We start from the raw sequence: 26205 nt of genomic DNA on the forward strand, positions 1-26205 counted from the left end.
CCGTCCAGGTTAGCCCCGGCCGGTCATTTTGGGCAGGGAGAACGGGGAATCCGGGGGACCTTCAGCGGGTGTGGCCGTCGCCCGTGACGATGTACTTCGTGGAGGTCAGTTCCGGCAGTCCCATGGGGCCGCGGGCGTGCAGCTTCTGCGTCGAGATGCCGATCTCCGCACCGAAGCCGAACTCGCCGCCGTCGGTGAAGCGGGTGGAGGCGTTGACCGCGACGGTGGTCGAGTCGACCAACTGGGTGAAGCGGCGGGCGGCGGCCTGTGAGGTGGTGACGATCGCCTCGGTGTGACCGGAGGTCCAGCGCCGGATGTGCGCCACCGCCGCGTCCAGGTCGGGCACCACGGCGGCCGCGATGTCGTACGAGAGGTACTCCGTCGCCCAGTCCTCGTCGGTGGCGGGGGCCACCAGCCCGGGGCCGGCCTGCTGCCAGGCGGCGTCGCCGTGCACGATCACGCCGGCCTGGGTCAGCGCCTCCAGGGCGCGCGGCAGGAACTTCTCGGCGATCCCGGCGTGCACCAGCACCGTCTCCGCGGCGTTGCAGACGCTGGGCCGCTGGGCCTTGGAGTTGACGAGGATCTCGACGGCCATGTCGAGGTCGGCGGCCTCGTCGACGTAGACGTGGCAGTTGCCGGTGCCGGTCTCGATGACCGGGACGGTGGACTCCTCGACGACCGTGCGGATCAGGGACGCGCCGCCGCGCGGGATCAGCACATCGACCAGGCCGCGGGCGCGCATCAGCTCCCGTACGGAGTCACGGCTCTCGCCGGGCACCAGCTGCACCGCGTCGGCGGGCAGCCCGGCGCTCTGGACGGCGTCGCGCAGCACGTCCACCAGGGCGCTGTTGGAGGCGTACGCGGAGGACGAGCCGCGCAGCAGCACGGCATTGCCGGACTTCAGGCACAGGGCCGCGGCGTCCACCGTCACATTGGGCCGGGCCTCGTAGATGATGCCGATCACGCCCAGCGGGACCCGGACCTGCCGCAGGTCGAGGCCGTTGGGCAGGGTCGAGCCGCGCACCACCTCGCCCACCGGGTCGGGCAGCGCCACGACCTGACGGACATCGGCGGCGATGGCCGCGATCCGCTCGGGGGTGAGGGTGAGCCGGTCCACGATCGACTCGGCGGTGCCCGCCGCCCGCGCCTTGGCGATGTCCTGGGCGTTGGCGGCGACGATCGCCTCGGTCCGCTCCACCAGGGCGTCGGCGATGGCGAGCAGCGCTGCGTCCCGGGCCGTACGCGGCAGTGGCGCCAGGACGGCGGCTGCCTCCCGCGCGCGGCGGGCGGTCTCGAGGACGGGCGAGGAGTGCGATGCGCTGCTGGTCATGGCCGCAGCCTAGCCGGGTGGCAGGCCGCGGCCACGCCCTATCTCACAGCGCGGGACGCGGACGGCCGCTGGTCAGAACGGGTGGACGCCGACCGGGGAGGCCGGCGGCGGGCCGTACCCCTCCGCGAGGCGCTGGTGATACGTCTCACGGTCGATGACTTCCAGGCCGACGATCTCCCACGGCGGCAGCTTGGCGGTCGAACGGTGCTCGCCCCACAGCCGCAGCGCGACCGCGGCGGCGTCGTGCAGGTCCCGCGCCTCCTCCCAGTAGCGGATCTCGGCGTGGTCGGTGGCGTAGCGGCTGGTCAGCAGGAACGGATGGTCGTGGGCGAGCTGTTCCAGCGCCCGCCGGACCTCGTTCAGCGGGGCCTTGGCACCGGAGACGCTGAGCGTGATGTGCCACAGCCGGGACGCCTCCTGGCGGCCGCCCTCCGGTGCCTGCTGCGCGGCCCCGGGACGCTCCGCGCCCGGCTCGTCCCGGCCCGCGTCCTCGCCGGTTCCGACGCTGGTCAGTGTGCGCTCCGCCGTCCCTCGGGGCGGTGCCCCTGGGCGCCCTCGTCTCACCGGCGGCCTCCTGTGATGAGAATCGCTCCGCTCTTGGGGGTGCGGAGTCGTCGTACGTCGGCGGGTGCGCGTGCGCGCTGCGGGCGCCGCTCCCCTAGGGCGCCCCCGCAACAAAGTTGACCAGCCCGCGGCCCGTCGCGGGGGCGTTTTCCCCAAGGTCTCCAAGGAAACGCCGGTCTTCACACCAGGCCGGAGGGGCGGTTTTCGGCCGCCGGGGGACGCCGCGCCGGGACGGGCCCAAGGCGTACGCCCCTCAGGAGTGCAGCAGCACCAGATCGTCGCGGTGCACGACCTCCCGCTCATAGGCGGGGCCCAGCTCGCGGGCGAGATCGCGGGTCGAACGCCCCATCAAACGGGGGATTTCCCGGGCATCGAAATTGACCATGCCGCGGGCCACCGCGCGGCCCTCGCCATCCCGCAGCTCGACCGGGTCACCGGCGGAGAATTCGCCCTCCACGGAGGCGATACCGGCCGGCAGCAGCGAGGAACGGCGCTCGACGACGGCCCGTACCGCCCCGTCGTCCAGAATCAGCGCCCCGCGCGGGGTGGAGGCGTGCGCGAGCCACAGCAGCCGGTCGGCGGAGCGGCGGCCGGTGCGCAGGAAGTGGGTGCCGGTGGAGCCGCCGGCCAGGGCGTCCGCGGCGTGCACGGCGGAGGTCAGGATGACCGGGATACCGGCCGCGGCCGCGATCCGGGCCGCCTCGACCTTGGTGACCATGCCGCCGGTGCCGACGCCGGCCTTGCCCGCGCTGCCGATGGAGATGCCTTCCAGGTCCTTGGGCCCCTGGACCTCGGCTATCCGGGAGGTGCCGGGGGTGGCCGGATCGCCGTCGTAGAGGCCGTCCACGTCCGAGAGCAGGATCAGCAGGTCGGCGCGGACGAGATGGGCGACCAGGGCCGCCAGCCGGTCGTTGTCGCCGAACCGGATCTCGTCGGTGGCGACGGTGTCGTTCTCGTTGACGATCGGTACGGCGCCCATCGCCAGCAGCTGGTCGAGGGTCCGGTAGGCGTTGCGGTAGTGGGCCCGGCGGCTGGTGTCGTCGGAGGTCAGCAGGACCTGGCCGACGCGGCGGCCGTAGCGGGCGAAGGAGGCGGTGTAGCGGGCGACCAGCAGGCCCTGGCCGACGCTGGCGGCAGCCTGCTGCCGGGCCAGGTCACGGGGCCGCTTCGCGAGCCCGAGGGGCGCCAGACCGGCCGCGATGGCGCCGGAGGAGACCAGCACGATCTCCTTGTCCTGGTGCTTGGCCAGCACATCCACCAGGGCGTCGACGCGGTCCGCGTCCAGTCCACCCGCGGCCGTGGTCAGCGAGGACGAGCCGACCTTCACCACGATCCGGCGGGCGTCCTTCACGTCCTGCCTTGCGCCTGCCACCTGCATACCCCTGTACTCGCCGATCCCACCGCCGTACGGGGGACTCTGCCCGGCCCGCACCACGGCCCTACGGGCGCAATCTACGGCAGAGCGGGCCGCGGGCGCTTCGTGATATTGCCTGGCGGACGGCCTGTGAGACGGGGCCGGCCGGTCCGGGCGGGTGGAAAAGTGGCGCAGAATAGGGGCCGCGGTTCCCGTTCGCCCGATACACGGCGAGGTTTTCCTTAAGAGAGAATCCGCGGCCGGCGGGTTGCGTTCGATTGATCCGCTTTCGCGGTGATGAGAGCCACAGCAGATTGTCACCAGGGCCAACAAGGTCATACGGTCGGGTGTCCATCGGTCCCGTTTCGCCGCTCCGGCGGCGTCGCAGCGCGGGACCCGGCCGCCCCCCTCGGCCTCTCCCTGACCTTTCGTGCTGCCAGGAGCCCTCCCCCGTGCCTTCCGCCGGAATCGTCCCCCGCCGAGCCGTACAGCTCGCGGCCCTCTTCGCGATGATGGTCGCGTTCACCGCGCAGCTCCTCGGTGCGCTGCTGCCCGTCATCCCGATGTTCATCGCCGCCTCCGTGGTCAACCTGGGTCTCGACCTGGTCCTCCAGCACAAGCAGCCCGGCCTGCTCGCGGTGCTGGGCCGGATCCGGTTCGACGTCACGGTGCGCCAGTTGCTGCGCGACATGCTGATACTGGTCGGCCTGCTGCACATCGACGGCATCAATCCGCTCGAGGAGCAGGCGCCGCTCACCATCACGCTGCTCCTCTTCTACGGCACCCACTTCGTGTGCCAGGCGGTCGCGGTGCTGGTCCGCCGGACCCGCAGCCTGCCGTTCGTCACCCGCAACATCGACGCGAGCGCGCTGCGGCTGACGGACGCCCCGCCGCGCATCCTCTCCCGCCAGACGGGCCGGCGCCTGCTGCGCTTCTCGGTGCCCACCACGACCGGCATGATGCTCACCGCGATCACCACCGACGCGTACTGGGGCGGCATCGGCCTGGCCGTCTCCCTGGCCCTGTCCGCCGGCGGCACGCTCTACCTGGGCACCTGGCTGCTGCCGAAGAAGCGGGTGGCCAACGAGAAGCAGGCCCTGGAGTGGCTGGACAACTGGCTGGCGGAGTACCAGCCGACGGTCGGTATGTACTTCTCCGGCGGCTCCTCGTCCGCCTACCAGGCCAACATGTGGCTGAGCACCCTCGCCGACCTGGACGGCAACCCGATCATCGTGCTGCGTGAACGTTTCATGGTGCAGAAGATCGAGGCCACGGACGTGCCGATCGTCTGCATCCCCAAGGTCGCCAACCTGATGCGGCTGGAGCACTCCACGCTCAAGGTGCTGCTGCACCCGGCGAACTCCGGCAAGACCTCGCAGATCCTGCGCATCCCGTCCATCAAGCACGCCTTCACCAACCACGGCGAGAGCGACAAGCTGTCCTCCTGCAACCCGTACGCGAAGGCGTACGACGAGGTGTGGGTGGCGGGCCCGGCGGCCCGTGACCGCTACCAGCTCGCCGACATCGGCGTCGAGGACAAGGACGTCATCGAGGTCGGCCGCCCCCAGCTGGCCCCGATCCGGCCGTACACGGGCGCCCCGGCCGGCCGGCTGACGACCGTGCTGTACGCCCCGACCTGGGAGGGCTGGGACGGCAACCCGGGCAACACCTCGGTGATCCTGGCGGGCGAGAACATCGTCCGCGAGCTGCTCGCCGACGAGAACGTGCGGCTGCTGTACAAGCCGCACCCGATGACCGGTTCCGTGGACCCGCGGGCGGGTGCCGCCAACACCCGCATCCAGGCGATGATCACGGAGGCGAACGCCCGGCTCAGCGGGGCCCGGCCCGGCCCGGAGGCCGCCGCCGAACTGGCCCGTCGTACCGAGGAGCTGAACGCGCTGACCACCTCCGCGTTCCGCAAGAGCGCGGACGAGCTGGAGCGGATGCGGCTCCAGGGCACCCCGGAGGAGGGCCGCGCGGCCGCCGTCGCGGCAGCCGTCACCGCCTGGGAAGAGGCGTACTGGAACTCCTTCCCCGAGTGGGAGCACCGCATCATCACCACCGCCCGCCCCGGCATCTTCAGCTGCTTCAACGCGGCCGACGTGCTGATCAGCGATGTCTCCAGCGTCGTCTCCGACTACCTGACCAGCGAGAAGCCGTACGCGGTCGCCAACACCTCGGGCATGAGCGAGGACGACTTCCGGGTGAACTTCCCGACCGTACGGGCGGCGACGATCCTCACGCCGGAGGCGGCGGAGGTGGCCGGTCTCCTCGACGCGGTCCGCAACCCGGAGAAGGACACCCTGGCCGCGGAGCGCGCCGAGCTCAAGGAGCATCTGCTGGGCCCGTCGGACCCGCCGTCGTCGGTCCGCTTCAACCAGGCGGCGCTGGCGCTGTGCACCAAGGCCGACGAGCGGCGCATCCGGATGGAGAACCGGCTGTCCGGTATCCCCGGTCAGCGCTCGCAGGAGGACGTGGACGCCTCCGAGACGGCCGAGAACCAGGCCAACGGCGCCCCGGACACCCCCGCCGCCGTCTGAGCCCGCAGCGGGCCGTCCACGGCCCCGGCTGCGACGACGCACATGGGGAAGGCCCCCGGGAGGATTTCCTCCCGGGGGCCTTCCCCGTTTCCGTATTGCGGTGCATCCGGGCGGACCCGGGGGCACGGGCCCTCCGAAGGCCCGTCAGAAGGGCCGGAAGCGCTCGTACTCCTCGGCGGCCTCGTCCCGCTCCGCGTCGCGGTCCCGGCGGCGCTGCGCGGCCGGCCGGGGCGCCTCCAGACGGTGGTCCTCACCACGCCGGCCCAGCATCTCCGCACCGGCCGCCATGGTCGGCTCCCAGTCGAAGACGACCGCGTTGTCCTCGGGGCCGATCGCCACGCCGTCCATGGCGCGCGCGCCCGCCTTCAGCAGCGCGTCCTCGACACCGAGGCGGCTGAGCCGGTCGGCGAGGTAGCCGACGGCCTCGTCGTTGTTGAAGTCGGTCTGGCGCACCCAGCGTTCGGGCTTCTCGCCGCGGACGCGGTAGAAGTGCTCGCCCTCCTCCGTGACCGTGAAGCCGGCGTCGTCCACGGCCTGCGGCCGGATCACGATCCGGGTGGCCTCCTGGACGGGCTTCGCGGCCCGGGCCTTCGCGACGATGTCGGCGAGGGCGAAGGACAGCTCCTTCAGGCCCTGGTGGGCGACGGCCGAGACCTCGAAGACGCGGTAGCCGCGCTCCTCCAGGTCGGGACGGATCATGTCGGCGAGGTCCTGGCCGTCGGGGATGTCGACCTTGTTGAGGACGACGACCCGCGGCCGGTTCTCCAGGCCGCCGTACTGGGCCAGCTCCTCCTCGATGATGTCGAGGTCGGAGACCGGGTCCCGGTCCGACTCCAGGGTCGCGGTGTCCAGGACGTGCACCAGGACCTCGCAGCGCTCGACATGGCGCAGGAACTCCAGGCCCAGGCCCTTGCCCTGGCTGGCGCCGGGGATCAGGCCCGGCACGTCGGCGATGGTGTAGACCGTCGAACCGGCCGTCACCACACCGAGGTTGGGCACCAGCGTGGTGAACGGGTAGTCCGCGATCTTCGGCTTGGCGGCGGAGAGCACCGAGATCAGCGACGACTTGCCGGCGCTCGGGTAGCCGACCAGCGCCACATCGGCGACGGTCTTCAGCTCCAGCACGATGTCGCGGGCCTCGCCGGGCTCGCCGAGCAGCGCGAAGCCGGGGGCCTTGCGGCGGGCGGAGGCGAGGGCGGCGTTGCCGAGGCCGCCGCGGCCGCCCTGGCCCGCGATGAAGGTGGTGCCCTGGCCGACCATGTCGGCGAGGACCTCGCCGTTGCCGTCGAGCACGACCGTGCCGTCCGGCACCGGCAGGACCAGGTCCTTGCCGTTCTTGCCCTCGCGGTTGTCGCCGGCGCCGGGCTGGCCGTTGGTGGCCTTGCGGTGAGGGTGGTGGTGATAGTCGAGGAGGGTGGTGACGTCCTGGTCGACGACCAGGATCACATCGCCGCCACGGCCGCCGTTGCCGCCGTCCGGGCCGCCGAGCGGCTTGAACTTCTCACGGTGAACGGAGGCACAGCCGTGGCCTCCGTTACCCGCGGCGACGTGCAGCTCGACGCGGTCCACGAAGGTGGTCATGGTGGGGGTGCCTCCAGATAACTGCGGGATGTCGCGGTACTGCGCGGATGTCTCTGTGTTGCTGATGTCTTCGTCTTAACGCGCCAAGGGCGGACCGGCCTTCCCGCTCTCACGGGAAAAGGCGGTCCGCCCTCGGAATGCTGCGATGCGTGGAGCTACGTCCGGGCCGTGATTACTCGGCGACCGGAACGATGTTCACGACCTTGCGGCCACGGTGGGTGCCGAACTGCACCGCACCGGCAGCAAGGGCGAACAGGGTGTCGTCGCCGCCGCGGCCGACGCCCGTGCCCGGGTGGAAGTGGGTGCCACGCTGGCGGACCAGGATCTCACCGGCGAGGACGGCCTGACCGCCGAAGCGCTTCACGCCGAGCCGCTGAGCATTGGAATCGCGACCGTTCCGAGTGGACGATGCGCCCTTCTTGTGTGCCATGTCTCCTCAGTCCCTTACTTCGCCGGAGCGTCGATGCCGGTGATCTTCAGCGCCGTGTGGAGCTGGCGGTGGCCGATCCGCTTCTTGTAACCGGTCTTGTTCTTGTACTTCTGGATCCGGATCTTGTCGCCCTTGTGGTGGTCGACGACCTCGCCCTGGACCTTCACGCCGGCCAGGACCCACGGGTCGCTGGTGACCGAGTCGCCGTCGACAACCAGCAGCGTGGAGAGCTCGACGGTGTCGCCGACCTTGCTGGTGGAAATGCGGTCAACCTCGATGACGTCGCCAACAGCAACCTTCTGCTGGCGTCCGCCGGTGCGCACGATCGCGTACACGCGGAACTCTCTTTCGCTAGAACGGATCCTCTGATGCCAGCCGCTCACACGGGCTCGGGATAGGGCCCATGGAATCCGAGTGGACGAGCGGCCTCCCTCGGCGGACCGAGAGGTGATTGCTCAGGGGTTTGGTGTCACAGACACCGACGGTCAAGGTTACGGGGCCTTGACCAGGGGGTCAAACCGGCCCCGGACCGCTGACGGCCCGGGGCACGGCCTTCCTGCTCAGTCCTCCGCGGAAGCGGACACCGACGTCACCGAGGGCTGCTCGGCAGCAGCGGTCTTCTTGGCCGCCGCCTTCTTCGTCGTCGCCTTCTTCGCGGTGGTCTTCTTCGCCGTGGCCTTCTTGGCGGTGGTGGTCTTCTTCGCCGCCGTCTTCTTGGCCGTGGTCTTCTTCGCCGTGGTCTTCTTGGCCGCGGCCTTCTTCGTCGTCGCCTTCTTCGCGGTCTTCTTGGCCGCGGGCTCCGCCTCCGCCTCGGCGCCCTCGGCGGGCTCGGCCGGCGCCGGCTCGGTGACCGGCTCCGCCGCGGGGGCGGCGATCACGACGGTCGCCGTGGAGTCGTCGGACACCTGCGGGGCGGCCACCTTACGGGTCACCCGACGGCGCGGACGGGCCGGCGCGGGCTCCGCGACCGGTGCCTCCGCGGGCGCCTCGGCGACCGGCTCCGGAGCGGGCTCCGGCTCGGGTGCCGCCACCGGCTCGGCCGGCACGACGATCTCGGCGGCCTCGGTGGCCTTCGGGGCGCCCGCCGGAGCGGACACCTTCCGGCTCGCCCGGCGGCGGCCACGGCCACGCCCGGCGGCCGCCTCGGCCTCGGCCGGGCTGCTGAACCACTCGTCGGCCTCGGCCACCGCGGGCTGAAGCTCGGCCTCCGTCACGGCGACCGGCTCCAGCTCCGGCGTGGCACCGTCCGGGGTGGGCGCGGCGACCTCGGCCTCGTGGACGTGCGGCTCGGCCTTCTCGGCCTTGCCCTTCTTCTTGCGCTTGCCACCGCCGCCGGCCGTCGTCGGCTGGTCCATGTGGACGATGACGCCACGGCCGTTGCAGTGCACACACGACTCGGAGAAGGACTCCAGCAGGCCCTGGCCGACCCGCTTACGGGTCATCTGGACCAGGCCGAGCGAGGTGACCTCGGCGACCTGGTGCTTGGTGCGGTCCCGGCCCAGGCACTCCAGCAGGCGCCGCAGCACCAGGTCCCGGTTGGACTCCAGCACCATGTCGATGAAGTCGATCACGATGATGCCGCCGAGGTCGCGCAGCCGCAGCTGGCGCACGATCTCCTCGGCCGCCTCCAGGTTGTTCCTGGTGACCGTCTCCTCCAGGTTGCCGCCCTGGCCGGTGAACTTGCCGGTGTTGACGTCGACCACGACCATCGCCTCGGTCCGGTCGATCACCAGCGAACCGCCGCTGGGCAGCCAGACCTTGCGGTCCAGCGCCTTCATCAGCTGCTCGTCGATGCGGTACGTCGCGAAGACATCGACGTCCGAGGTCCACTTCTGGAGCCGGTCGACGAGGTCGGGGGCGACATGCGCGACATAGCCGTGGATGGTCTCCCAGGCGTCGTCACCGCTGACGATCACCTTCGAGAAGTCCTCGTTGAAGATGTCGCGGACGACCCGGACGGTCATGTCCGGCTCGCCGTAGAGCAGGGTCGGCGCGCTGGAGCTGCTGCTCTTGGCCTTCTTCTGGATCTCTTCCCACTGGGCCTGGAGCCGCTGGACGTCGCGCGCCAGCTCCTCCTCGCTCGCGCCCTCAGCGGCGGTACGCACGATGACGCCCGCGTCCTCGGGGACGATCTTCTTGAGGATCTGCTTCAGCCGCGCCCGCTCGGTGTCGGGCAGCTTGCGGCTGATGCCGGTCATCGAGCCCTCGGGCACGTAGACCAGGTAGCGGCCGGGGAGCGAGACCTGGCTGGTGAGCCGGGCGCCCTTGTGGCCGATCGGGTCCTTGGTGACCTGCACCAGCACGGACTGGCCGGACTTCAGCGCGGTCTCGATCCGGCGCGGGCCGTTGGCCATGCCCAGCGCCTCGAAGTTGACCTCACCGGCGTACAGCACGGCGTTCCGGCCCTTGCCGATGTCGACGAACGCGGCCTCCATCGACGGCAGGACGTTCTGCACCTTGCCGAGGTAGACATTGCCGACGTACGAGGTCGCCTGCTCCTTGTTGACGAAGTGCTCGACGAGCACGTTGTCCTCAAGGACGCCGATCTGGGTGCGCTCGCCGCTCTGGCGGACGACCATCACCCGCTCGACGGCCTCGCGGCGGGCCAGGAACTCCGCCTCGGTGATGATCGGCACCCGGCGGCGGCCCTGCTCGCGGCCTTCCCGGCGGCGCTGCTTCTTGGCCTCCAGACGCGTCGACCCCTTGATCGACTGCACCTCGTCGGCGCTGGTGCTCTCGTCCTTCTTGCGGGGCTCACGGACCTTGACGACCGTGCGCTCCGGGTCATCGGCACCGCCGGCCTCGACCTCGGCGGCCTCACCGGTCCGGCGACGGCGGCGACGGCGACGGCGGCTGCTGCTGGAACCGCCGGCCGGCTCCTCGGCCTCCTCCTGCGGCTCGGCGGCCTGCTCCTCGGCCTCCTCGAACTCCGCCTCCGGGGCCTCCCGCTCATCGGCGGCCTGCTCGTCGGCGCCCTCGGCGGCCTCACCGCGACGACGGCGGCGGCCACCACGGCGGCGGCGGCGCGAGGGGCGGTCGGCGGACTCGTCCTCGCCGCGGCCGCCCTCGGCCTGCTCGGCCTCCGGCTCGGTCTCGGCTGCGGCTTCGTCGGCCGCCGGCTCCTCGGCCGGGGCGGCGGTGACCTGCTCGGGCTCGGCCGGGGCGCCCCGACGGCGACGGCGGCGCGCACCCGCGGCGGGCTGCTCCTCCACGGCCGGCTCGGCCGGGGTCTCCTCCTGACGGGCCGCGGCAGCGGCGGCGGCCGCGGTCTCCGGCGTCTGGAACATCGGCTCGGTGAAGACCGGCGCCTGGAAGACGGCGGTCGGGGGGCGCTGTGCACGGCGGCGGCCGCGCTGCGGTGCCTCCGTCGCGGGCTCCTCCTCGGCACGGGGGGCCTCGGCGGCCGGCTCCGCGGCACGCTCGCCGCGGCGGCGCGACCGGCGGCGGGGCGCCTCGGCGGTCGCGTCCTCGGCGGCCGACGCCTGCGCGGGCTCCTCGGCCGCGGGCTCCGCTGCCGCGGGCTCCTCGGCGGTCTCGGCGGCCTGGGGCGCGTCCGAGACGGCGGTGGTCTTACGGGTGGCGCGGCGACGCGTCCGGGCGGGCTTGGCCTCCTCGGCGGGGGCGGGCACCGCTTCCTCGTCCTCGGCGGCCGGGGCGGCGGGGGTCGCGTCCGTGGCGGCGGCCTCCTCGGCGGCGCTCGCCTGGGGGGCACCGGCCGGAGCGGTGACCTTACGGGTGGCCCGGCGGCGGGTGCGGCGCGGTGCCGCCTCCTCGGTCTCCTCAGCGGCCGGAGCGGTCTCGACGACGGCCTCGGCGGGGGCGGGCGTCTCGCTGGGCGCGGGCGCCTCGGCGACCACCGGCTCCGGGGCGGCCTCGCTCTGCGGGGTACCGGCGGGGGCGGTCACCTTACGGGTGGCCCGGCGACGGGTGCGGCGCGGCGCCGCCTCCTCCTGCGCTGCCTCGGCGGGCGCCTCGACAGCGGTGGCCGGGGCCTCGGCCGTCTCGGCCTCGTCGGCCTCTTCCTCGGCGGTCTCGGTCTCGGCGGCCGGCTGCGGGGCGCCGGCCGGGGAGGTGACCTTACGGGTCGCCCGGCGGCGGGTACGGGCCGGCTTGGCCTCGTCGCCGGTGGTCACCGCGGCCGCGGTGGTCTCCTCGGCGAGGGCCGGATCGGCCGCGGGCGCGGCGGTGGCCTCGGTGCTCACCACCGCGGCCTCGCCGGCGGCACCGGCCGCCGGCGGACCGGCCGGCCGGGATGCCGCACGGCGCCGGCGGCGCGGCGGCAGCGTGTCACTGGGTGAGTGGTTGTTGTTGTCGTCAGCACCGCGATCCTGGGAATGCGTGGATCCGGTGGGCTCAATGGGCTCGAGCATGCGGGCGGTTCTCCCGTCACGCTCCCGGGCGCCGCGCCTGATTCCGGTCGCGGTCCGCGTGATGAGCGCGGTCCCGCTGTCCGGGGCGTGGGCGCCGCACGGGAGCTGTCGTCTCGCTCGTCGGCCCCGGTAGTGCGGGACCGGCGAAAGTCTCCTGGTCAGTGCGTCTGCCGGACCGGGGTGGCTCCCTGGTTGATCGGCGACGCGACGACGGCGGTCCTACGCAGTACCTTCCCCGGCTGCCGGGGAGGCCCCACTTGTCGCCTTCGCGGCACTCAGCCCGGCGGCCGTGGGTGGGGCGGCCGTGGCAGCGTCGCGGTCGGGCGCTAGCGGGTCAGTCACCGCGCCGGTCTCCTCATCGAGCAGCCCCTGCGCCAGCCTGGTCACCGCAGCGGGGACCGGCGGCGCCAGGTCGGCCGTAGCTCGGAGGCCGGACAGGACGTCGTCGGGTCGAACGGCAGGTGTCAGATGCCGAACAACCAGCCGCAGTATCGCACAGGCATTGCCGTCGGGCCTATCGACCTCGCGACCGGCGGCTTCCAGACGCGCCACCGCGGCCCGTGCGTCAAAGGTCCGCATACCGCTTTTCGTCCGGCGCTCGACCTGCACCTCTTCCGCGGCGAGGAACGCCTCGACGGCGTGCCCGGCGGTCTCCGGCGCGACGCCGTCGAGCCGGATCTCCCACACCGAGGCCTCCAGGCGGTCGGCCAAGCCACTGGTGCGGGACTCCACGGCGTCGATCACATCGAGCCCGTCCGGCAGCGACTCGTTGAGGAGTTCGCGCAGCTTGTCCGGATCGCGGCGCTCGGCGAGCTGGATCTCCAGATACTCGGCCTCGCTGCCCGTACCGGTCGGGGCGGCGTTGGCGTACGACACCTTGGGGTGCGGGGTGAAGCCCGCCGAATAGGCCATGGGGACCTCGGCGCGGCGCAGCGCCCGCTCGAAAGCGCGCTGGAAGTCGCGGTGGCTGGTGAACCGGAGGCGGCCGCGCTTGGTGTAGCGCAGTCGGATGCGCTGCACCGCCGGTGCGGGCGGCGGGCCTTCGGGCTGTCGCTTGCCCAGTGTCGTTCAGTCCTTCGTGAGTGCGGTCGTACTGCTACCAAGAGTACGTGTCCCGGGGGCTCCCGGTTCCCGGCGGGGCGGAACGGCGGCCGCGGGCTGCGGCTCCCTGGGGGCGCCGAACAGGGCCCGCCGGAGCTCCCGGCGGGTCTGCCGGACGGTCTCGCGGGCGGTGCGCAGCGCCTGCCGGGCAGGGCGCCAGATGCCGTTCCGGATGCCGTGGCCGAGCGGGGTGAGCACGGTGCGGTAGACCCAGCGCACCGGCTCGACGAAGAGCCACCGCAGCACCGTGCCGAGGAACCGGCCGATGGCCCGGGAGATGATCCCGGCGACCCGCCAGCAGTGCCCGAACGCCGCCCCGACCTCGCGGACGACCACCGTCACCACGGCGGCCAGCGCCCGCCCGGCCGGCCGCAGCACATACCGCCACAGGGCGACCAGCGGCACGACCAGGATCCACCGGACGAGGGTGGCGAGTACGGTGCCGAGGCCGCGCACCAGCCAGGTGATCCCGCGGCCGAGGGGCGTCAGCACCGACGCGTACAGCCACCGCGCGGGCACCACCACCAGGTACCGCACCAACCACGCCACCACCACAGCGACGCCCCGCCCCACCGGCGCCAGCACATACCGCCACAACGCCACCCACGGCCACACGAACAACGCCTTGCCCAACCACAGCAACCCCACGCCCAGCCCACGCACCAGCCAGGCGATACCGCGCCCGACCGGCGTCAGCACGGACCGCCGGAACCACCCCAGCGGGGCCACCACCAGCGTGCGCCAGGTCCAGGCCACGGGGATCACGACAAGGGTGTGCCACAGCCAGGCGAGCCCGCGGCCGAGGGGGCGCAGCGCGGTCCGGTGGACGGCCCGGCCGAGGGCGGCGAACGCGTCCCACACCAGGCGCACCGGCACCACGAGCACCAGCACCACGATCCGTATCGGAAGCCGGACCGCGGTGGTCAGACAGCCCTCGCCCGGCTCGTCACGCTCGGGCACCCGCCGGTCCTTGTCCATGGGCTCCATAGGGCCCTCCCCCTTGTACTTCGGTACGTCAGATGCGCCGTGACGGCTGTGGCCCGGCGGTGGCCGCGGCCGGGTGGAACCAGTAGCGCAGCTTGTCGTCCCGCCGGTCCTCGAAGATCCCGCCGCAGGCCTCGATGACCTTACGTGAGCCGGTGTTGGTGTCGTCGCAGGTGACCAGCACCGGGTCGATACCCAGCTCGTGGTGGGCGACCGGCAGTGCGGCGCGCAGCATCGCGGTGGCATGGCCACACCGCCGGGCGCCGGGACGCACCCCATAGCCGATGTGGCCGCCCCAGGTGAGGAGCGAGGGGGTGAGCCGGTGACGGAAGGTGACCCGGCCCAGGTAGGTGTCGCCGTCCACCCACCAGCGGGTGGTCTTGGGGACCACGCCGTCGACGCGCTCCTCGCTCACCACCCCGCCGGTCTGCCCGACGTACTCGGCGAACCCCTCAGCGGTCGGCCAGCGAGTGGCCCAACTCCTCAGCTCCTGGGCCATGTTGGAGTGCGCGACCGTCTCGGCACCGTCGGCCCGGAACTCGTCCATCGCCGCGAGGAAGGAGGCATGGACGGCGACGGTGGGTGCGATGAGCTGTGGTGACATCGCCACATTGTGCGGGAACGGACGGCGGCCCCACGAGGTGCGGGGCCGGGCCGAGGGCACGTACGGGAAGCGCTACTTGACTGCGGTCAGCAGCAGGCAGCCAACACCGGCACCCGCGTGGCAAGGCTGTCCCCTATATAAGGGGAAGCGCATCGTGTACGGCACCGGCTCCGGCGCCCGGCCGCGCGGAAGATCAGGCTCAGCCAACCGCCCGGTCAATACCTTCATCCGCGCCGCTCTGTGCGGCCCTGGAGCACCCCGGCACGCGCTTGACTGGCTCAAGGGCACCGCCCGTTCCACCGATAGCTCTCTGTCCGAGAGAGCAAAACCCATGAACCCATGCCCCAGGCTCGACCGTGCGCCCCGAGGGAGTGTCCGACCGGGTTCGCTCAGGCAACGGGGATTACCTCATTCCGCGACCGCAGCGCTACGTGCTTCGTCCCGCTCACCCGGCAGCCGCGCGAAGCTGGCCACCGTTCAGCTCGATCGAGCATTTCCGGACAGACGAGCGATCCATATCCGCCGACCGGCCGTCATGCACGAACGATGCTGTCCCAACTCACCGGAAGCCCAGCGTGATTGAGTAGGCTACTGCGCCACTGTCGACCGATCGACGAATCTGAACATAGGTACCTATGCGGCACATTCTCCGTGTGCCAGATTATTCACTACAGGGGGGGTCGTGGCTGACGAGCAGCAGAAGCAAGTAGACGATTCAGAGTTCCTAGAAATCACCAGGGACCCTGCGCGCGCCCGCGTGATGCGTACGGCGCTGGAGCAGATCGCCGCCGGAGGCAGAGCAGGGCCTTTGAAGGAGATGGCGGAGGAGGTCCTGTCCGGGCGCCTCGGCCTTCGGCAGGCAACCACCATTTCCGCCTACGCCGACCCTCTGATCGAGGAATTTCAGACCTTCAAACAGGAGTGGGATTCGCTGTCCGAAAAAGAACGCGAGGAGCGTGCAGCTGAGGGCGCAAGGTACATCGAGGACCAACGACAGGAGCTCGACGCTCCGCACGGGGCAGCGCACACCGGCTCGGGACGCAGCACGAAGGCTCGCCACCACGGGAGCGGCTGGTCACTGTAGCAAGCACCCCGAATGGAACCAGCACAGGCGCTCGTTTTCGCATGACACATTCCGAGCGCAGCGCCATCACCGTCGTTTGATCCCGTGAAGGCCGACTGGGGAGTCAGGGCAACTTCAAGTCGGCGCTCAGCAAGAAAGCCAGGGGGCGAAGTAGTAGTGAGCTTCAAGGTAGAACCCGCAGACATAGACGGGTTCGCCAAACTGATCGACCGAGCCGCCGAAGATATTCAGGCAGGTGTGACATACATTGACAACGGGGCGAATTCTGATGCTTTCCAGCTGACCGACGGCGCGGCCGGCCACCTTCTGTGGGATTTGGCCTTCGGGAACCACAAGGAACGCGTCGAAGAAGTCAAAGACACGCTTCGAAAATTCTCGGACGTCCTGGACACCTCAGGTAAGGAGCTCACTAAATCCGCCAAGTATTATCGAACCACGGACCGCGAGCAAGCAGCTAGCTTCGATGCCAAATACCCGGCATCGAAACGCGGGGAACCCGAGGGCGTCCCTGCGGGAAATGGCGGAGACTTCCGGGACGCCGCCGACGCCCGGAGAGCACTCAAACCCTTGGAGGCGGATCCAAGCTTCTTCGATGCAGCCGGGAAGGCGCAGAACTACTGGGAAGGACATGTCGAAGAATTCCAGTTCAACGCGGCATTCAAGACATTCGGGACGGCGCTCGACTTGGTCAGCCCGTCGGCATTGGTCACCGAAGGACTGAAGCTTTTCTTCGATTTCGACCCCTTCGGCGAGCTCGCCGCCCAGATTTCGGGCGACTGGGAAGGGTACTTGAAATGTTCGGGACTCTGGGGCAATTTGGCAGATTTCTGCCGCAACGTGGCTGCGAATGTAGAGCACGGCACTTCATCCGTGTCGGCCACCTGGACAGGTAATGCCGCAGATGCTGCCTGCGTATATTTCGAGGAATTCGGCGAGATCCTGCACTCGGCCGCAGAATCATTCGATTCCCTGAAGAAGAACTATGAAATGGTGGCCCACACCGTCTTTGGAGTGGCAGAAACGGTGAAGGGTGGCCTGATGCTCCTCTCAGACCTGGCACTCGAAGCATTCATTGCATGGGCAGCAGGCACAGAAGCAGCAGCGACCGGAGTTGGGCTCATCGGAACCGCAGCGGCATACGCCTTGGTAGCGGACCGGGCCCTTAAGGCAGTCGCGACCTATGAGAAAATTATCAAAGCAATCGATCTCGCCATCGTGATAACCAGGCCACTCTACGCCGAGTGCGCCAGAGAAGGCGCAACAATGCAGGCGAAAATCAAGAAGTTTCCAGTTCCCGGGAAGAGCTATGACAATGCCGTGGTCTAACCTGGAAGGAATTCGAGTAAATGAGCACTGAACAGGTAGCGCGCGGGCACTGGCGAGTGGGCGCTCTAGCCATCGGCTTCTGCAGTTGGTCCGTGATCGCCATCCTGTGGTGTTTCAATCTTGGCTCCGGGTGGCGGAACCCGTACCTGCTTTCATTTGCTGTGCACTGCGTGCTCGCTGCGATTCTGGCCGGCCTGGGGTGGATCAAGGGAAAGAATTGGCTGGCGGTCGTCGCCTTGGCGGCATTTTGCTCCTTCCCTCTTCTCGGAATGCTTTTGCGTCCGTGGTGGCCGCCGGCATAGCTCAGCGGGGCCAGGGGCCAGCATCGCGGCGTTGTTGGTAGGGACGTTCCAGCGGTCACTGCGGACGCGCCCGGCCCGCCCTCTCAGATGTCACACCGCTCAGCCCGAAGTCGCCATGCGGGTTCCCCGTGAGGAGCTACGAGAGGGTCCCGGAAGCCGTCACACACTTCGGCTTCCGGGACCCTGAATGCTGCTTGCGGGAGCAGCTACTTGACGACCGTCAACGGCAGCAGCTTCTTCCCCGTCGGGCCGATCTGGATCTCGGTGTCCATCTGGGGGCAGACGCCGCAGTCGAAGCACGGGGTCCAGCGGCAGTCCTCGACCTCGGTCTCGTCGAGGGCGTCCTGCCAGTCCTCCCAGAGCCAGTCCTTGTCGAGACCGGAGTCCAGGTGGTCCCAGGGCAGGACCTCCTCGTACTCCCGCTCACGGGTGGTGTACCAGGCGACGTCCACGCCGAACGCGGGCAGCGTCTCCTCGGCGGCCTTCATCCAGCGGTCGTAGGAGAAGTGCTCACGCCAGCCGTCGAAGCGGCCGCCGCCCTCGTAGACGGCGCGGATGACCGAGCCGACGCGGCGGTCGCCGCGCGAGAGCAGGCCCTCGACGATGCCGGGCTTGCCGTCGTGGTAGCGGAAGCCGATGGAGCGGCCGTACTTCTTGTCGCCGCGGATCTTGTCCCGGAGCTTTTCGAGCCGGGCGTCGGTCTCCTCCGCCGACAGCTGCGGCGCCCACTGGAAGGGGGTGTGCGGCTTGGGGACGAAGCCGCCGATGGAGACCGTGCAGCGGATGTCGTTCTGCCCGGAGACCTTGCGGCCCTCGGCGATGACCTTGACGGCCATGTCGCCGATCTGGAGCACGTCCTCGTCGGTCTCGGTCGGCAGACCGCACATGAAGTAGAGCTTCACCTGCCGCCAGCCGTTGCCGTAGGCCGTGGAGACGGTCCTGATCAGGTCTTCTTCGGAGACCATCTTGTTGATGACCTTGCGCATCCGCTCCGAGCCGCCCTCGGGCGCGAAGGTCAGACCCGAGCGACGGCCGTTGCGCGTCAGCTCGTTGGCAAGATCGACGTTGAAGGCGTCGACCCGGGTCGACGGGAGCGACAGGCCGATCTTGTCTTCCTCGTACCGGTCGGCGAGCCCCTTCGCGATATCGCCGATCTCGGTGTGGTCCGCGGAGGACAGCGACAACAGGCCGACCTCCTCGAATCCCGTGGCCTTCAGCCCCTTGTCCACCATGTCGCCGATGCCGGTGATGCTTCGCTCCCGTACGGGGCGCGTGATCATGCCGGCCTGGCAGAAACGGCAGCCGCGGGTGCAGCCACGGAAGATCTCGACCGACATCCGCTCATGGACGGTCTCGGCCAGGGGGACGAGCGGCTGCTTGGGGTAGGGCCACTCGTCGAGGTCCATGACGGTGTGCTTGGACACCCGCCACGGGACGCCGGAGCGGTTCGGTACGACGCGGGAGATCCGTCCGTCGGCGAGGTACTCGACGTCGTAGAACTTGGGGACGTAGACGCTGCCGGTCTTCGCGAGGCGGAACAGCAGCTCATCGCGGCCGCCGGGCCGGTCCTCGGCCTTCCAGGCGCGGATGATCTCGGTGATCTCCAGCACCGCCTGCTCACCGTCACCGACGACCGCGCAGTCCAGGAAATCCGCGATCGGCTCGGGGTTGAAGGCCGCGTGGCCGCCGGCGAGGACGATCGGGTGGTCTTCCGTACGGTCCTTGGCCTCCATGGGGATACCGGCCAGGTCCAGGGCGGTCAGGAGGTTGGTGTACCCCAGCTCGGTCGAGAAGGAGACACCGAGGACGTCGAAGGCGCCGACGGGGCGGTGCGCGTCGACCGTGAACTGCGGGACGTCGTGCTCACGCATCAGCGCTTCGAGGTCCGGCCACACGCTGTACGTGCGCTCGGCCAGCACGCCCTCGCGCTCGTTGAGGACCTCGTAGAGGATCATGACGCCCTGGTTGGGCAGACCGACCTCGTACGCGTCCGGGTACATGAGCGACCAGCGGACATCGCACTCGTCCCACGGCTTGACTGTGGAGTTGAGCTCGCCACCGACGTACTGAATGGGCTTCTGCACGTGCGGGAGGAGGGCCTCCAGACGTGGGAAGACCGACTCGACAGGCATCGTGGTGATCTTTCATCAGCGGGCAGGGGTGACCCTCAAGCCTAACGTGCTCCGCGCGAAGCCCTTGACGCCTCGGCTCCGGCGCAGGTCACGGCCGCAGCGCGGCCCGGTGCTTACGTCGCGAGGCCTTCCGCCACACGTCCGGCAGGGCCCGCTCCCGGTCCGCGGCCAGGGCCTCCTCGCGCCCGTACAGCAGCCCGAAGGTGAAGCCCCCCTCACCGGCCCGCTGGGCCTGGGTCGCCAGCTCGCGCAGTGTGCCACGCGCCACCACGCTGTCCTGGTGGTCGCCCAGCAGCTGCTGCACCCGCTTCGTCCGCTTGGCGAACTTCTTCGCCGGCCGGCCGAGCGCCGGGCGGGCCGCTTCCGCCGCGTAACGGGTGCGCTTGGCCGCCTTGCGGGCGCCGTGCAGCGCCTCGTCCCGTTCCCGCCCGGCCGGTGCGGCCAGCGCGGCCTCCGTACGGCGGGCCAGCCGCCGGTAGTCCTTGAGCACGGCGCCGGCCGCGACCTCGGGCGCCGGGCGGCCCGCGGCCCCGCGCAGCGGCGGCTCCTCCAGAAAGGCGTGCAGGGTCTTCAGCAGCGCCAGGTAGCGCGGCCCGTCCAGGACGTCGAGCAGCCGGTCCCGCGCGCCGGCCCGGCGCCGTTCGGACCAGATCCGCAGCCGGGCGTCCACGGGGCCGAGCCGTAGCGTCCCGGGCACCTCGGCCAGCCCCTCCCGCAGCCGCTCGGTCAGCACCTCGCGGTCCCGCTCCACCCCCAACTCGGCTGCCAGCCACTTGAGTTCGACGCCGATCGGGCGGGTGGCGGCACGGTCGAGCACCTTGGTGTACGAGCGGAAGGCGCTGCGCAGCCGACGGGTGGCGACCCGCATCCGGTGCACCGCGTCCGGCAGGTCCCGCCGTACCGCGGGGTCCAACTCGATGATCAGCCGCACCTGCTCGCGGGCATAGCGCAGCACGACGTCACCGGCGGTCGGCCCCTTCTTCCCGCCCTTCCCGGCGCCCTTCTTGCTCTTGCCCTTGCCCTTGGCCTTGCCCTTGACTTTCGCCTTGGCCGCGGCCTTGCCGGAGCCATGGGCGGGCCGCTCGGCCGGCCCGACGGTGTGCGGCGCGGCCCCGTCACGGCCCTGGCCCGTCTCGGCCAGCGCCCGTTCCAGCTTCGACGCCGCGGAGGCGGGACGCACCCCCGCCGCGGTCAGTACCCGGCCGACCTCGTCCAGCAGCCCGGCGCCACCGTCCCCGACCAGCTCCACCTCGATCTCGCGCCAGCGGGCCCCGGGGCGCCCCGCTCCGGCCGTCCCGGCGTCGACGGCCCCGGCCGCCGGCCAGGCGCGCACCGCGTCCTCCGCCACCTCGGCGAGCGGGGAGCCCGCGGCGTCCTTGAGCACCCGGACCGTGCGCCGCGTCCGCAGCCGTACGACGGCGACCAGCTCCCCGTCCAGCACCCGGGAGCGTACGAGCGCGGTCAGCTCCGGGGGCGGCGTCTCGGACAGCGGCGCCCGCAGCTCGTCCCGCACCCCGGGCGCGACCGGCAGCTTCAGATGCCAGCCCGCGTCCCGGCCGCCGGTGCGCCGGCGCAGCGTGACGCCGGCGGCGGCGAGGCGCTGGTCGGCGGTGTCGTAGTAAACGGCGTCGAGATCCTCGGTGCCCGCCTCCACCACGGCGGCGACCCGGTCGACCCCGGCCAGGTCGGGCAGCTGGGTGTTGTCGTCGGCTTCGTACTTCCGCTCGATTTCCCGCACGGTGTCCGCCATGCATCGAATCTAGTCACCCACTCGGGCCGGGACCACCCGCCAGGACCGGGAAGCCGTCACGGGGCCGGAAACCGCCGGAGCGGGTAGCACTCGCCGTATCGCGTGGCTTACCGTGTGTGACGACCCCGCCACGCAGAGTGGTAGTGGGCGCACACTCGACCCCTTCGGGGAGGAGACACCCGTGCACCCCCAGACCGCACCCGTCACCCGGCCGGCCATCCGCGTCGCGGCAGGCGCCCGCCCGCATCTTCTGAGCACGCCGAGCACCCCCCGCGCCCCGAAGGCCGCTCGCGACTTCGTCCGCGCGGTGCTGCGCCGCACTCCGCTCGCCCCGCTCGCCGACACCGCCGTACTGCTCACCTCGGAGGCGGTGACCAGCGCCCATGTGCGCACGCCACGGTCCGCGGACATCCTGCTGCGGCTGCTGACCGCCGGGCACGGCCTGCGGATCAGCGTGCACGACGAGGCGCCGGCCCGGATTCCCCGGCCGGCCGCGGTGACCGGTGAGCGGGATGCCGATCTCGGGCTGCTGCTGGTCGGTGAGCTCTCCGACGACTGGGGCACCACACCGTTCGGCGGACTGCCGCGGTCCCCCTCGCTCTGGTTCGAACTGCACCTCAAGCACTGACGCGACGTCAGCGGGAGGCGGACAGCGGGCGCTGCACCCGGATCGACTGGAGCAGCCCGATCGCGATCCAGACCGCGAACATCGAGGTGCCGCCGTAGGAGACGAACGGCAGCGGCAGGCCGGTGACGGGCATGATCCCGAGGGTCATGCCGATGTTCTCGAAGGACTGGAAGGCGAACCACGCGATGATGCCGGCGGCCACCACCGTCCCGTAGAGCTCGGTGGACTCCCGGGCGATCCGGCAGGCGCGCCACAGGACCACCCCGAGCAGCACGATGATCAGGCCCGCGCCCAGGAAGCCGAGTTCCTCACCGGCGACGGTGAAGATGAAGTCCGTCTGCTGTTCGGGGACGAACTGACCGGTGGTCTGGCTGCCGTGGAAGAGACCGGATCCGGTCAGCCCGCCGCCGCCGATCGCGATCCGGGCCTGGTTGGTGTTGTAGCCGACGCCGGCCGGGTCCAGGCTCGGGTTGGCGAAGGCGGCGAAGCGGGCGATCTGGTAGTCGTCGAGCAGTCCGAGCTGCCAGACCGCGACACAGCCGACGACACCGGTGCCGACCAGTCCGAGGATCCAGCGGTTGGAGGCGCCGGAGGCGAGCAGCACACCGAGGATGACGGCGCCGAGCACCATCACCGAGCCGAGGTCGGGCATCAGCATGATGACGACGACGGGGACGGCGGCCAGCGCGAGGGCCTGGACGACGGTGCGGTGGTCGGGGTGCGGCCGGTCCCCCGCGTCGACCCGGGACGCCAGCAGCATCGCCATGCCCAGCGTGATGGTGATCTTCGCGAACTCGGCGGGCTGGAGGGAGAAGCCGCCGGGGATCGCCAGCCAGGACCGCGAGCCGTTGATGGTGGCGCCCAGCGGGGTCAGCACCAGCAGCGCCAGCACGACCGAGAGGGCGTAGAGGACCGGGACGGCGCCGCGCAGCGTGCGGTGGCCGAGCCAGATCGTGCCGCCGGCGAGCGCCAGGCCGATACCGACGTTCAGCAGATGGTGCAGGAAGTAGTAGTACTCGTCGCCGTGGTTGAGCTCGGTGCGGTTACGGGTGGCGGAGAAGACCAGCAGCGAGCCCACCAGCGACAGCACCAGGCAGGACAGCAGCAGTATCCAGTCGAGCTTGCGCAGCACCGAATCGCGGGCCGTGAGCTTGCCCCAGGTGCCGAGCTCAGGGGTGTAGCGCCGGATCGAGAACGCCCGGGAGGTGTGGCTGGTCGTCATCGTGGGCTCTCCGATGCGGACGGCGACGGCGACGGCGGGGCATACGGCTTGATGGGCTGGGACTGGATGGCGCCATCACTTTCGATCTTGGGCAGCTTCGCCTCCGGCCTCGGGAGCAGCGCCGCCTTGGGGTCGATGCCGCCCTTCTCGTCGACGCCGTACAGCGCGTTGTAGATGTTGCGCACGGCGGGGCCGGAGGCGCCGGAGCCGGTACCACCCTGGGAGATGGTCATGACGATCGTGTAGTCCTTGGTGTACGTCGCGAACCACGAGGTCGTCTGCTTGCCGTAGACCTCGGCCGTACCGGTCTTGGCGTGCATCGGGATCTTGTCCTGCGGCCAGCCGCCGAACCGCCAGGCGGCGGTACCGCGGGTGGCGACACCGGCGAGGGCACCGTCCATCTGGTGGAGGGTCTTCTGCGTCACCGGCAGCCGGCCGTGCGACTGGGGCTTGACCCGCTGGATGTGCTTGCCGTCGGGGCTGATGACGGCCTTGCCGACGGTCGGGTTGTAGAGCGTGCCGCCGTTGCTGATCGCACCGTAGATGGTCGCCATCTGGATCGGGGTGACGAGGGTGTCGCCCTGCCCGATGGCGTAGTTGATCGAGTCGTAGGCGTGCAGCTTCATGCCCTCCAGGCAGCCTTCCCGGGCGAGCTTGGTGCCGAAGTCCTTCTTCTTCGGCCAGGCCTTGGCCTGTTCGCACCAGCCCGCCTTGTTGGCCTTCCAGAAGGCGTTCTTCCACTTGCGGTCGGGGACCCGGCCGGTGACCTCGTTCGGGAGGTCGATGCCGGTCTCCTTGCCGAGGCCGAACTGGTGGGCGGTCTTGTAGAACCAGTTCTTGGCGTCCTTCTTCGGCTTGTCCCCGCCGTCCTTCCGCCACTCGTCGTGCGAGAGCCGGTAGAAGACGGTGTCGCAGGAGACCTCCAGCGCCCGGCCGAGGCTGATCGCGCCATGGCTCTGCGACTCGAAGTTCTTGAAGGTCTGGCCGCCGATGCTGTACGAGCTGGTGCAGGGGTAGTGGCCGTTGAAGTCATAGCCCGCGTTGACCGCGGCCGCGGTCGAGATGACCTTGAAGATCGAGCCGGGGGCGGCCTGCCCCTGGATGGCGCGGTTCAGCAGCGGGTAGTTGGAGTCCTTGCCGGTGAGGTGGGCGTAGTCCTTGCCCGAGATCCCGCCGACCCAGGCGTTCGGGTCGTAGGTGGGGTTGGAGGCCATCGCCACCACCCGGCCGGTCTTCGCCTCCATGACGACGACGGCGCCCGAGTCGGCCTTGTAGTTGGTGCCCGTGTTCCTGTCGTGCTCCTTACGGGCGTCCTTCATGGCCTGGTCCAGCTGCTTCTCGGCCAGGCCCTGCACCCGCGCGTCGATGCTGGTGACGACGCTGGCGCCGGCCTTGCCCTTCTCGCTCTTCGCCTGGCCGATGACCCGGCCGAGGTTGTCGACCTCGTAGCGGGTGACGGCGGCCTTGCCGCGCAGCGCGTCGTCGTACGTCCGCTCCAGACCGGACCGGCCGATCTGGTCCGAGCGCAGCAGCGGTGAACGGCTGTGCTCGGCCTTCTTGATCTCCTCGTCGGTCACCGGCGAGAGATAGCCGAGGACCTGGGCGGTGTTGGCGTCGCCCGGGGCGGCGTAGCGGCGGACGGCCGTCGGCTCGGCGCTGATGCCGGGGAAGTCCTCGGAGCGCTCGCGGATCTGGAGGGCCTGCTGGGTGGTGGCCTCGTCGGTGATGGGAATCGGCTGGTACGGCGAGCCGTTCCAGCACGGCTGCGGCGTCTTGGAGTCGCAGAGCCGGACCTTGTTGCGGATCTCCTTCTCGGACATGCCGAGCACCTTGGCCAGCCGGCCGAGCACGGCCTTGCCGTCGTCCTTCATCTTCAGCAGCTCGGTACGGCTGGCCGACACCACCAGACGGGTCTGGTTGTCGGCCAGCGGCACCCCGCGCGCGTCGAGGATGGAGCCGCGGGTGGCGGGCTCGATGACCTGCTGGACGTGGTTGTTCCTGGCCTCGGTGGCGTACTCCGTGCCATTGCGGATCTGCAGATACCAGAGCCGGCCGCCGAGGGTGAGCAACAGCGAGAAGACCAGGATCTGGATCGCGATGAGCCGGACGCTGACCCGGGAGGTCCGGGATTCCGGGAGATTACTCATGGCGCGCCGCGCCTCCATGAGGGGTCGTGGTCGAAGGACGAGGGAGCGTCACAGCCGCTTGACCCCCTTGATGCGGCCCACCTTGTCGCGGGCCGACTTGCCGAGCAGACCGCCGCGCTGGCTGCCGATCCGGGCCCCCGAGCGCACGGACTTCATGGCGCCGCGGCTGGCCTTGAGGCCGGTGCCGGTGGTGAGCCAGCCGTATCCGGAGCCGGAGCCGCTCGGGCTGGTGGAGCCGTCGCCGGTCAGCGGCTCACCCTCGGTTCTGCGCGCCAGCGCCATCACCAGGGGAACCACGAAGGGGGCCAGCAGCAGGTCGTAGAGGGTGGCGCTGAGCAGCAGTCCGACGATGCCGACGTGCCGGGCCGCGGTGTCGCCGACCAGTGCGCCGACGCCCGCGTACATCAGCGTCGAGACGATCGCGGCGCCGATGACGACGATCAGCGGCAGCGTCGCCGAGCGGTGCCGGCCGGACTCCGGCTTGGTCAGGCCGGCCGCGTAGCCGATGACGCAGAGCACCAGCGCATAGCGGCCGATGGCGTGGTCGGACGGCGGGGCGAGGTCGGCCAGCAGCCCGGCGAAGAAGCCGACGAGCGCGCCGCCGACGTGGCCGTAGACCAGCGCCAGGCCGACCACCACGAGCAGCAGCAGGTCGGGTACGGCGCCGGGCAGTTGGAGTCTGGCGAGGATGGTGACCTGGATGACGAGGGCGACGACCACCAGCGGGGCCGAGAGCAGAATCCGGTTGATGCGCAT

General features: G+C 70.7%; 20 protein-coding genes. 5 read left to right on the plus strand and 15 right to left on the minus strand.

The window, feature by feature from the left end; genetic code table 11:
- Positions 1-61: 61 nt before the first annotated feature.
- The 3 genes from TU31_RS15685 to proB all read right to left on the minus strand — a co-directional run bounded on the left by TU31_RS15685 (position 62) and on the right by proB (position 3266).
- Entirely contained in the window at positions 62-1330 is a 1269-nt protein-coding gene (locus TU31_RS15685; protein ID WP_042154745.1) for a glutamate-5-semialdehyde dehydrogenase, read from the minus strand.
- 72 nt (positions 1331-1402) lie between these two features.
- A complete protein-coding gene (locus TU31_RS15690; protein WP_042154746.1) occupies positions 1403-1894 on the minus strand; it encodes a DUF8830 family protein in 492 nt (163 codons plus the stop codon).
- A 253-nt stretch (positions 1895-2147) separates the two neighbouring features.
- A complete protein-coding gene (proB, locus tag TU31_RS15695) occupies positions 2148-3266 on the minus strand; it encodes a glutamate 5-kinase (RefSeq protein WP_107070703.1) in 1119 nt (372 codons plus the stop codon).
- Between the two features lie 434 nt (positions 3267-3700).
- Between proB and TU31_RS15700 the strand changes: the two genes are divergently transcribed.
- Positions 3701-5788, plus strand: a complete 2088-nt coding sequence (locus TU31_RS15700; protein ID WP_042154751.1) for a membrane protein — start codon at positions 3701-3703, stop codon at positions 5786-5788.
- 144 nt (positions 5789-5932) lie between these two features.
- Here TU31_RS15700 and obgE read toward each other — a convergent pair whose 3' ends face one another.
- The 7 genes from obgE to TU31_RS15735 form a co-directional block, all read right to left on the minus strand.
- Positions 5933-7369 carry a GTPase ObgE gene (obgE, locus tag TU31_RS15705; RefSeq protein WP_042154753.1) on the minus strand — a complete coding sequence of 479 codons (1437 nt, stop codon included), beginning with the start codon at positions 7367-7369 and terminating at the stop codon, positions 5933-5935.
- A 172-nt stretch (positions 7370-7541) separates the two neighbouring features.
- Entirely contained in the window at positions 7542-7799 is a 258-nt protein-coding gene (rpmA, locus tag TU31_RS15710; RefSeq protein ID WP_018088248.1) for a 50S ribosomal protein L27, read from the minus strand.
- Between the two features lie 14 nt (positions 7800-7813).
- Positions 7814-8134 (minus strand): 50S ribosomal protein L21, encoded by a 321-nt coding sequence (rplU, locus tag TU31_RS15715; protein WP_006605648.1) that lies wholly within the window; start codon positions 8132-8134, stop codon positions 7814-7816.
- Between the two features lie 225 nt (positions 8135-8359).
- Positions 8360-12169, minus strand: a complete 3810-nt coding sequence (locus TU31_RS15720; RefSeq protein WP_042154755.1) for an Rne/Rng family ribonuclease — start codon at positions 12167-12169, stop codon at positions 8360-8362.
- 219 nt (positions 12170-12388) lie between these two features.
- The gene (locus TU31_RS15725; protein WP_042154757.1) at positions 12389-13189 is read right to left on the minus strand and encodes a TIGR03936 family radical SAM-associated protein; all 801 of its coding nucleotides are present in this window, start codon (positions 13187-13189) and stop codon (positions 12389-12391) included.
- Positions 13190-13237: 48 nt separating this feature from the next.
- Complete coding sequence (locus tag TU31_RS15730; protein WP_078885800.1) at positions 13238-14257, minus strand: hypothetical protein; 1020 nt, start codon at positions 14255-14257, stop codon at positions 13238-13240.
- A 28-nt stretch (positions 14258-14285) separates the two neighbouring features.
- A complete protein-coding gene (locus TU31_RS15735) occupies positions 14286-14858 on the minus strand; it encodes a GNAT family N-acetyltransferase (RefSeq protein WP_042154759.1) in 573 nt (190 codons plus the stop codon).
- Positions 14859-15540: 682 nt separating this feature from the next.
- Between TU31_RS15735 and TU31_RS15740 the strand changes: the two genes are divergently transcribed.
- From TU31_RS15740 to TU31_RS38660, 3 genes are all read left to right on the plus strand, one after another.
- Positions 15541-15942: a hypothetical protein gene (locus tag TU31_RS15740; RefSeq protein ID WP_042154761.1), complete on the plus strand. Its 402-nt coding sequence runs from the start codon at positions 15541-15543 to the stop codon at positions 15940-15942.
- A 156-nt stretch (positions 15943-16098) separates the two neighbouring features.
- Positions 16099-17268, plus strand: a complete 1170-nt coding sequence (locus TU31_RS38655) for a WXG100 family type VII secretion target (RefSeq protein ID WP_158894508.1) — start codon at positions 16099-16101, stop codon at positions 17266-17268.
- A gap of 20 nt (positions 17269-17288) precedes the next feature.
- Entirely contained in the window at positions 17289-17570 is a 282-nt protein-coding gene (locus TU31_RS38660; RefSeq protein WP_158894510.1) for a hypothetical protein, read from the plus strand.
- 206 nt (positions 17571-17776) lie between these two features.
- Here TU31_RS38660 and TU31_RS15745 read toward each other — a convergent pair whose 3' ends face one another.
- Together TU31_RS15745 and TU31_RS15750 are read right to left on the minus strand one after the other, a co-directional pair.
- On the minus strand, positions 17777-19702 hold the full coding sequence (locus TU31_RS15745; protein ID WP_042154762.1) for a TIGR03960 family B12-binding radical SAM protein: 1926 nt from the start codon (positions 19700-19702) through the stop codon (positions 17777-17779).
- Positions 19703-19790: 88 nt separating this feature from the next.
- Positions 19791-21452 carry a CYTH and CHAD domain-containing protein gene (locus tag TU31_RS15750; RefSeq protein WP_042154764.1) on the minus strand — a complete coding sequence of 554 codons (1662 nt, stop codon included), beginning with the start codon at positions 21450-21452 and terminating at the stop codon, positions 19791-19793.
- A gap of 181 nt (positions 21453-21633) precedes the next feature.
- Here TU31_RS15750 and TU31_RS15755 point away from each other — a divergent pair, with 181 nt between their 5' ends.
- Complete coding sequence (locus TU31_RS15755; protein WP_042154765.1) at positions 21634-22080, plus strand: ATP-binding protein; 447 nt, start codon at positions 21634-21636, stop codon at positions 22078-22080.
- A gap of 7 nt (positions 22081-22087) precedes the next feature.
- On the opposite strand, the gene rodA is transcribed toward TU31_RS15755, so the two are convergent.
- From rodA to mreD, 3 genes are read right to left on the minus strand one after another with little or no spacing between them, the layout of a single operon-like run.
- A complete protein-coding gene (gene rodA, locus TU31_RS15760) occupies positions 22088-23302 on the minus strand; it encodes a rod shape-determining protein RodA (RefSeq protein WP_042154768.1) in 1215 nt (404 codons plus the stop codon).
- The gene (gene mrdA, locus TU31_RS15765; protein ID WP_042154769.1) at positions 23299-25449 is read right to left on the minus strand and encodes a penicillin-binding protein 2; all 2151 of its coding nucleotides are present in this window, start codon (positions 25447-25449) and stop codon (positions 23299-23301) included. Before mrdA ends, rodA begins: the two co-directional genes overlap by 4 nt.
- Positions 25450-25497: 48 nt before the next feature.
- A complete protein-coding gene (gene mreD, locus TU31_RS15770) occupies positions 25498-26205 on the minus strand; it encodes a rod shape-determining protein MreD (protein WP_042154771.1) in 708 nt (235 codons plus the stop codon).

Origin of the sequence: Streptomyces lydicamycinicus (assembly GCF_000829715.2) — a bacterium.
Classification (GTDB): domain Bacteria; phylum Actinomycetota; class Actinomycetes; order Streptomycetales; family Streptomycetaceae; genus Streptomyces; species Streptomyces lydicamycinicus.

Excerpts from the sequence above, each read along its gene's own strand:
- TU31_RS15685 (WP_042154745.1), bottom strand. The coding sequence starts at position 1,330 with ATGACCAGCAGCGCATCGCACTCCTCGCCCGTCCTCGAGACCGCCCGC.
- obgE (WP_042154753.1), bottom strand. The coding sequence starts at position 7,369 with ATGACCACCTTCGTGGACCGCGTCGAGCTGCACGTCGCCGCGGGTAAC.
- rpmA (WP_018088248.1), bottom strand. The coding sequence starts at position 7,799 with ATGGCACACAAGAAGGGCGCATCGTCCACTCGGAACGGTCGCGATTCC.
- TU31_RS15720 (WP_042154755.1), bottom strand. The coding sequence starts at position 12,169 with ATGCTCGAGCCCATTGAGCCCACCGGATCCACGCATTCCCAGGATCGC.
- TU31_RS15730 (WP_078885800.1), bottom strand. The coding sequence starts at position 14,257 with ATGGAGCCCATGGACAAGGACCGGCGGGTGCCCGAGCGTGACGAGCCG.
- TU31_RS15735 (WP_042154759.1), bottom strand. The coding sequence starts at position 14,858 with ATGTCACCACAGCTCATCGCACCCACCGTCGCCGTCCATGCCTCCTTC.
- TU31_RS38660 (WP_158894510.1), top strand. The coding sequence starts at position 17,289 with ATGAGCACTGAACAGGTAGCGCGCGGGCACTGGCGAGTGGGCGCTCTA.
- TU31_RS15745 (WP_042154762.1), bottom strand. The coding sequence starts at position 19,702 with ATGCCTGTCGAGTCGGTCTTCCCACGTCTGGAGGCCCTCCTCCCGCAC.
- TU31_RS15750 (WP_042154764.1), bottom strand. The coding sequence starts at position 21,452 with ATGGCGGACACCGTGCGGGAAATCGAGCGGAAGTACGAAGCCGACGAC.
- rodA (WP_042154768.1), bottom strand. The coding sequence starts at position 23,302 with ATGACGACCAGCCACACCTCCCGGGCGTTCTCGATCCGGCGCTACACC.
- mrdA (WP_042154769.1), bottom strand. The coding sequence starts at position 25,449 with ATGAGTAATCTCCCGGAATCCCGGACCTCCCGGGTCAGCGTCCGGCTC.
- mreD (WP_042154771.1), bottom strand. The coding sequence starts at position 26,205 with ATGCGCATCAACCGGATTCTGCTCTCGGCCCCGCTGGTGGTCGTCGCC.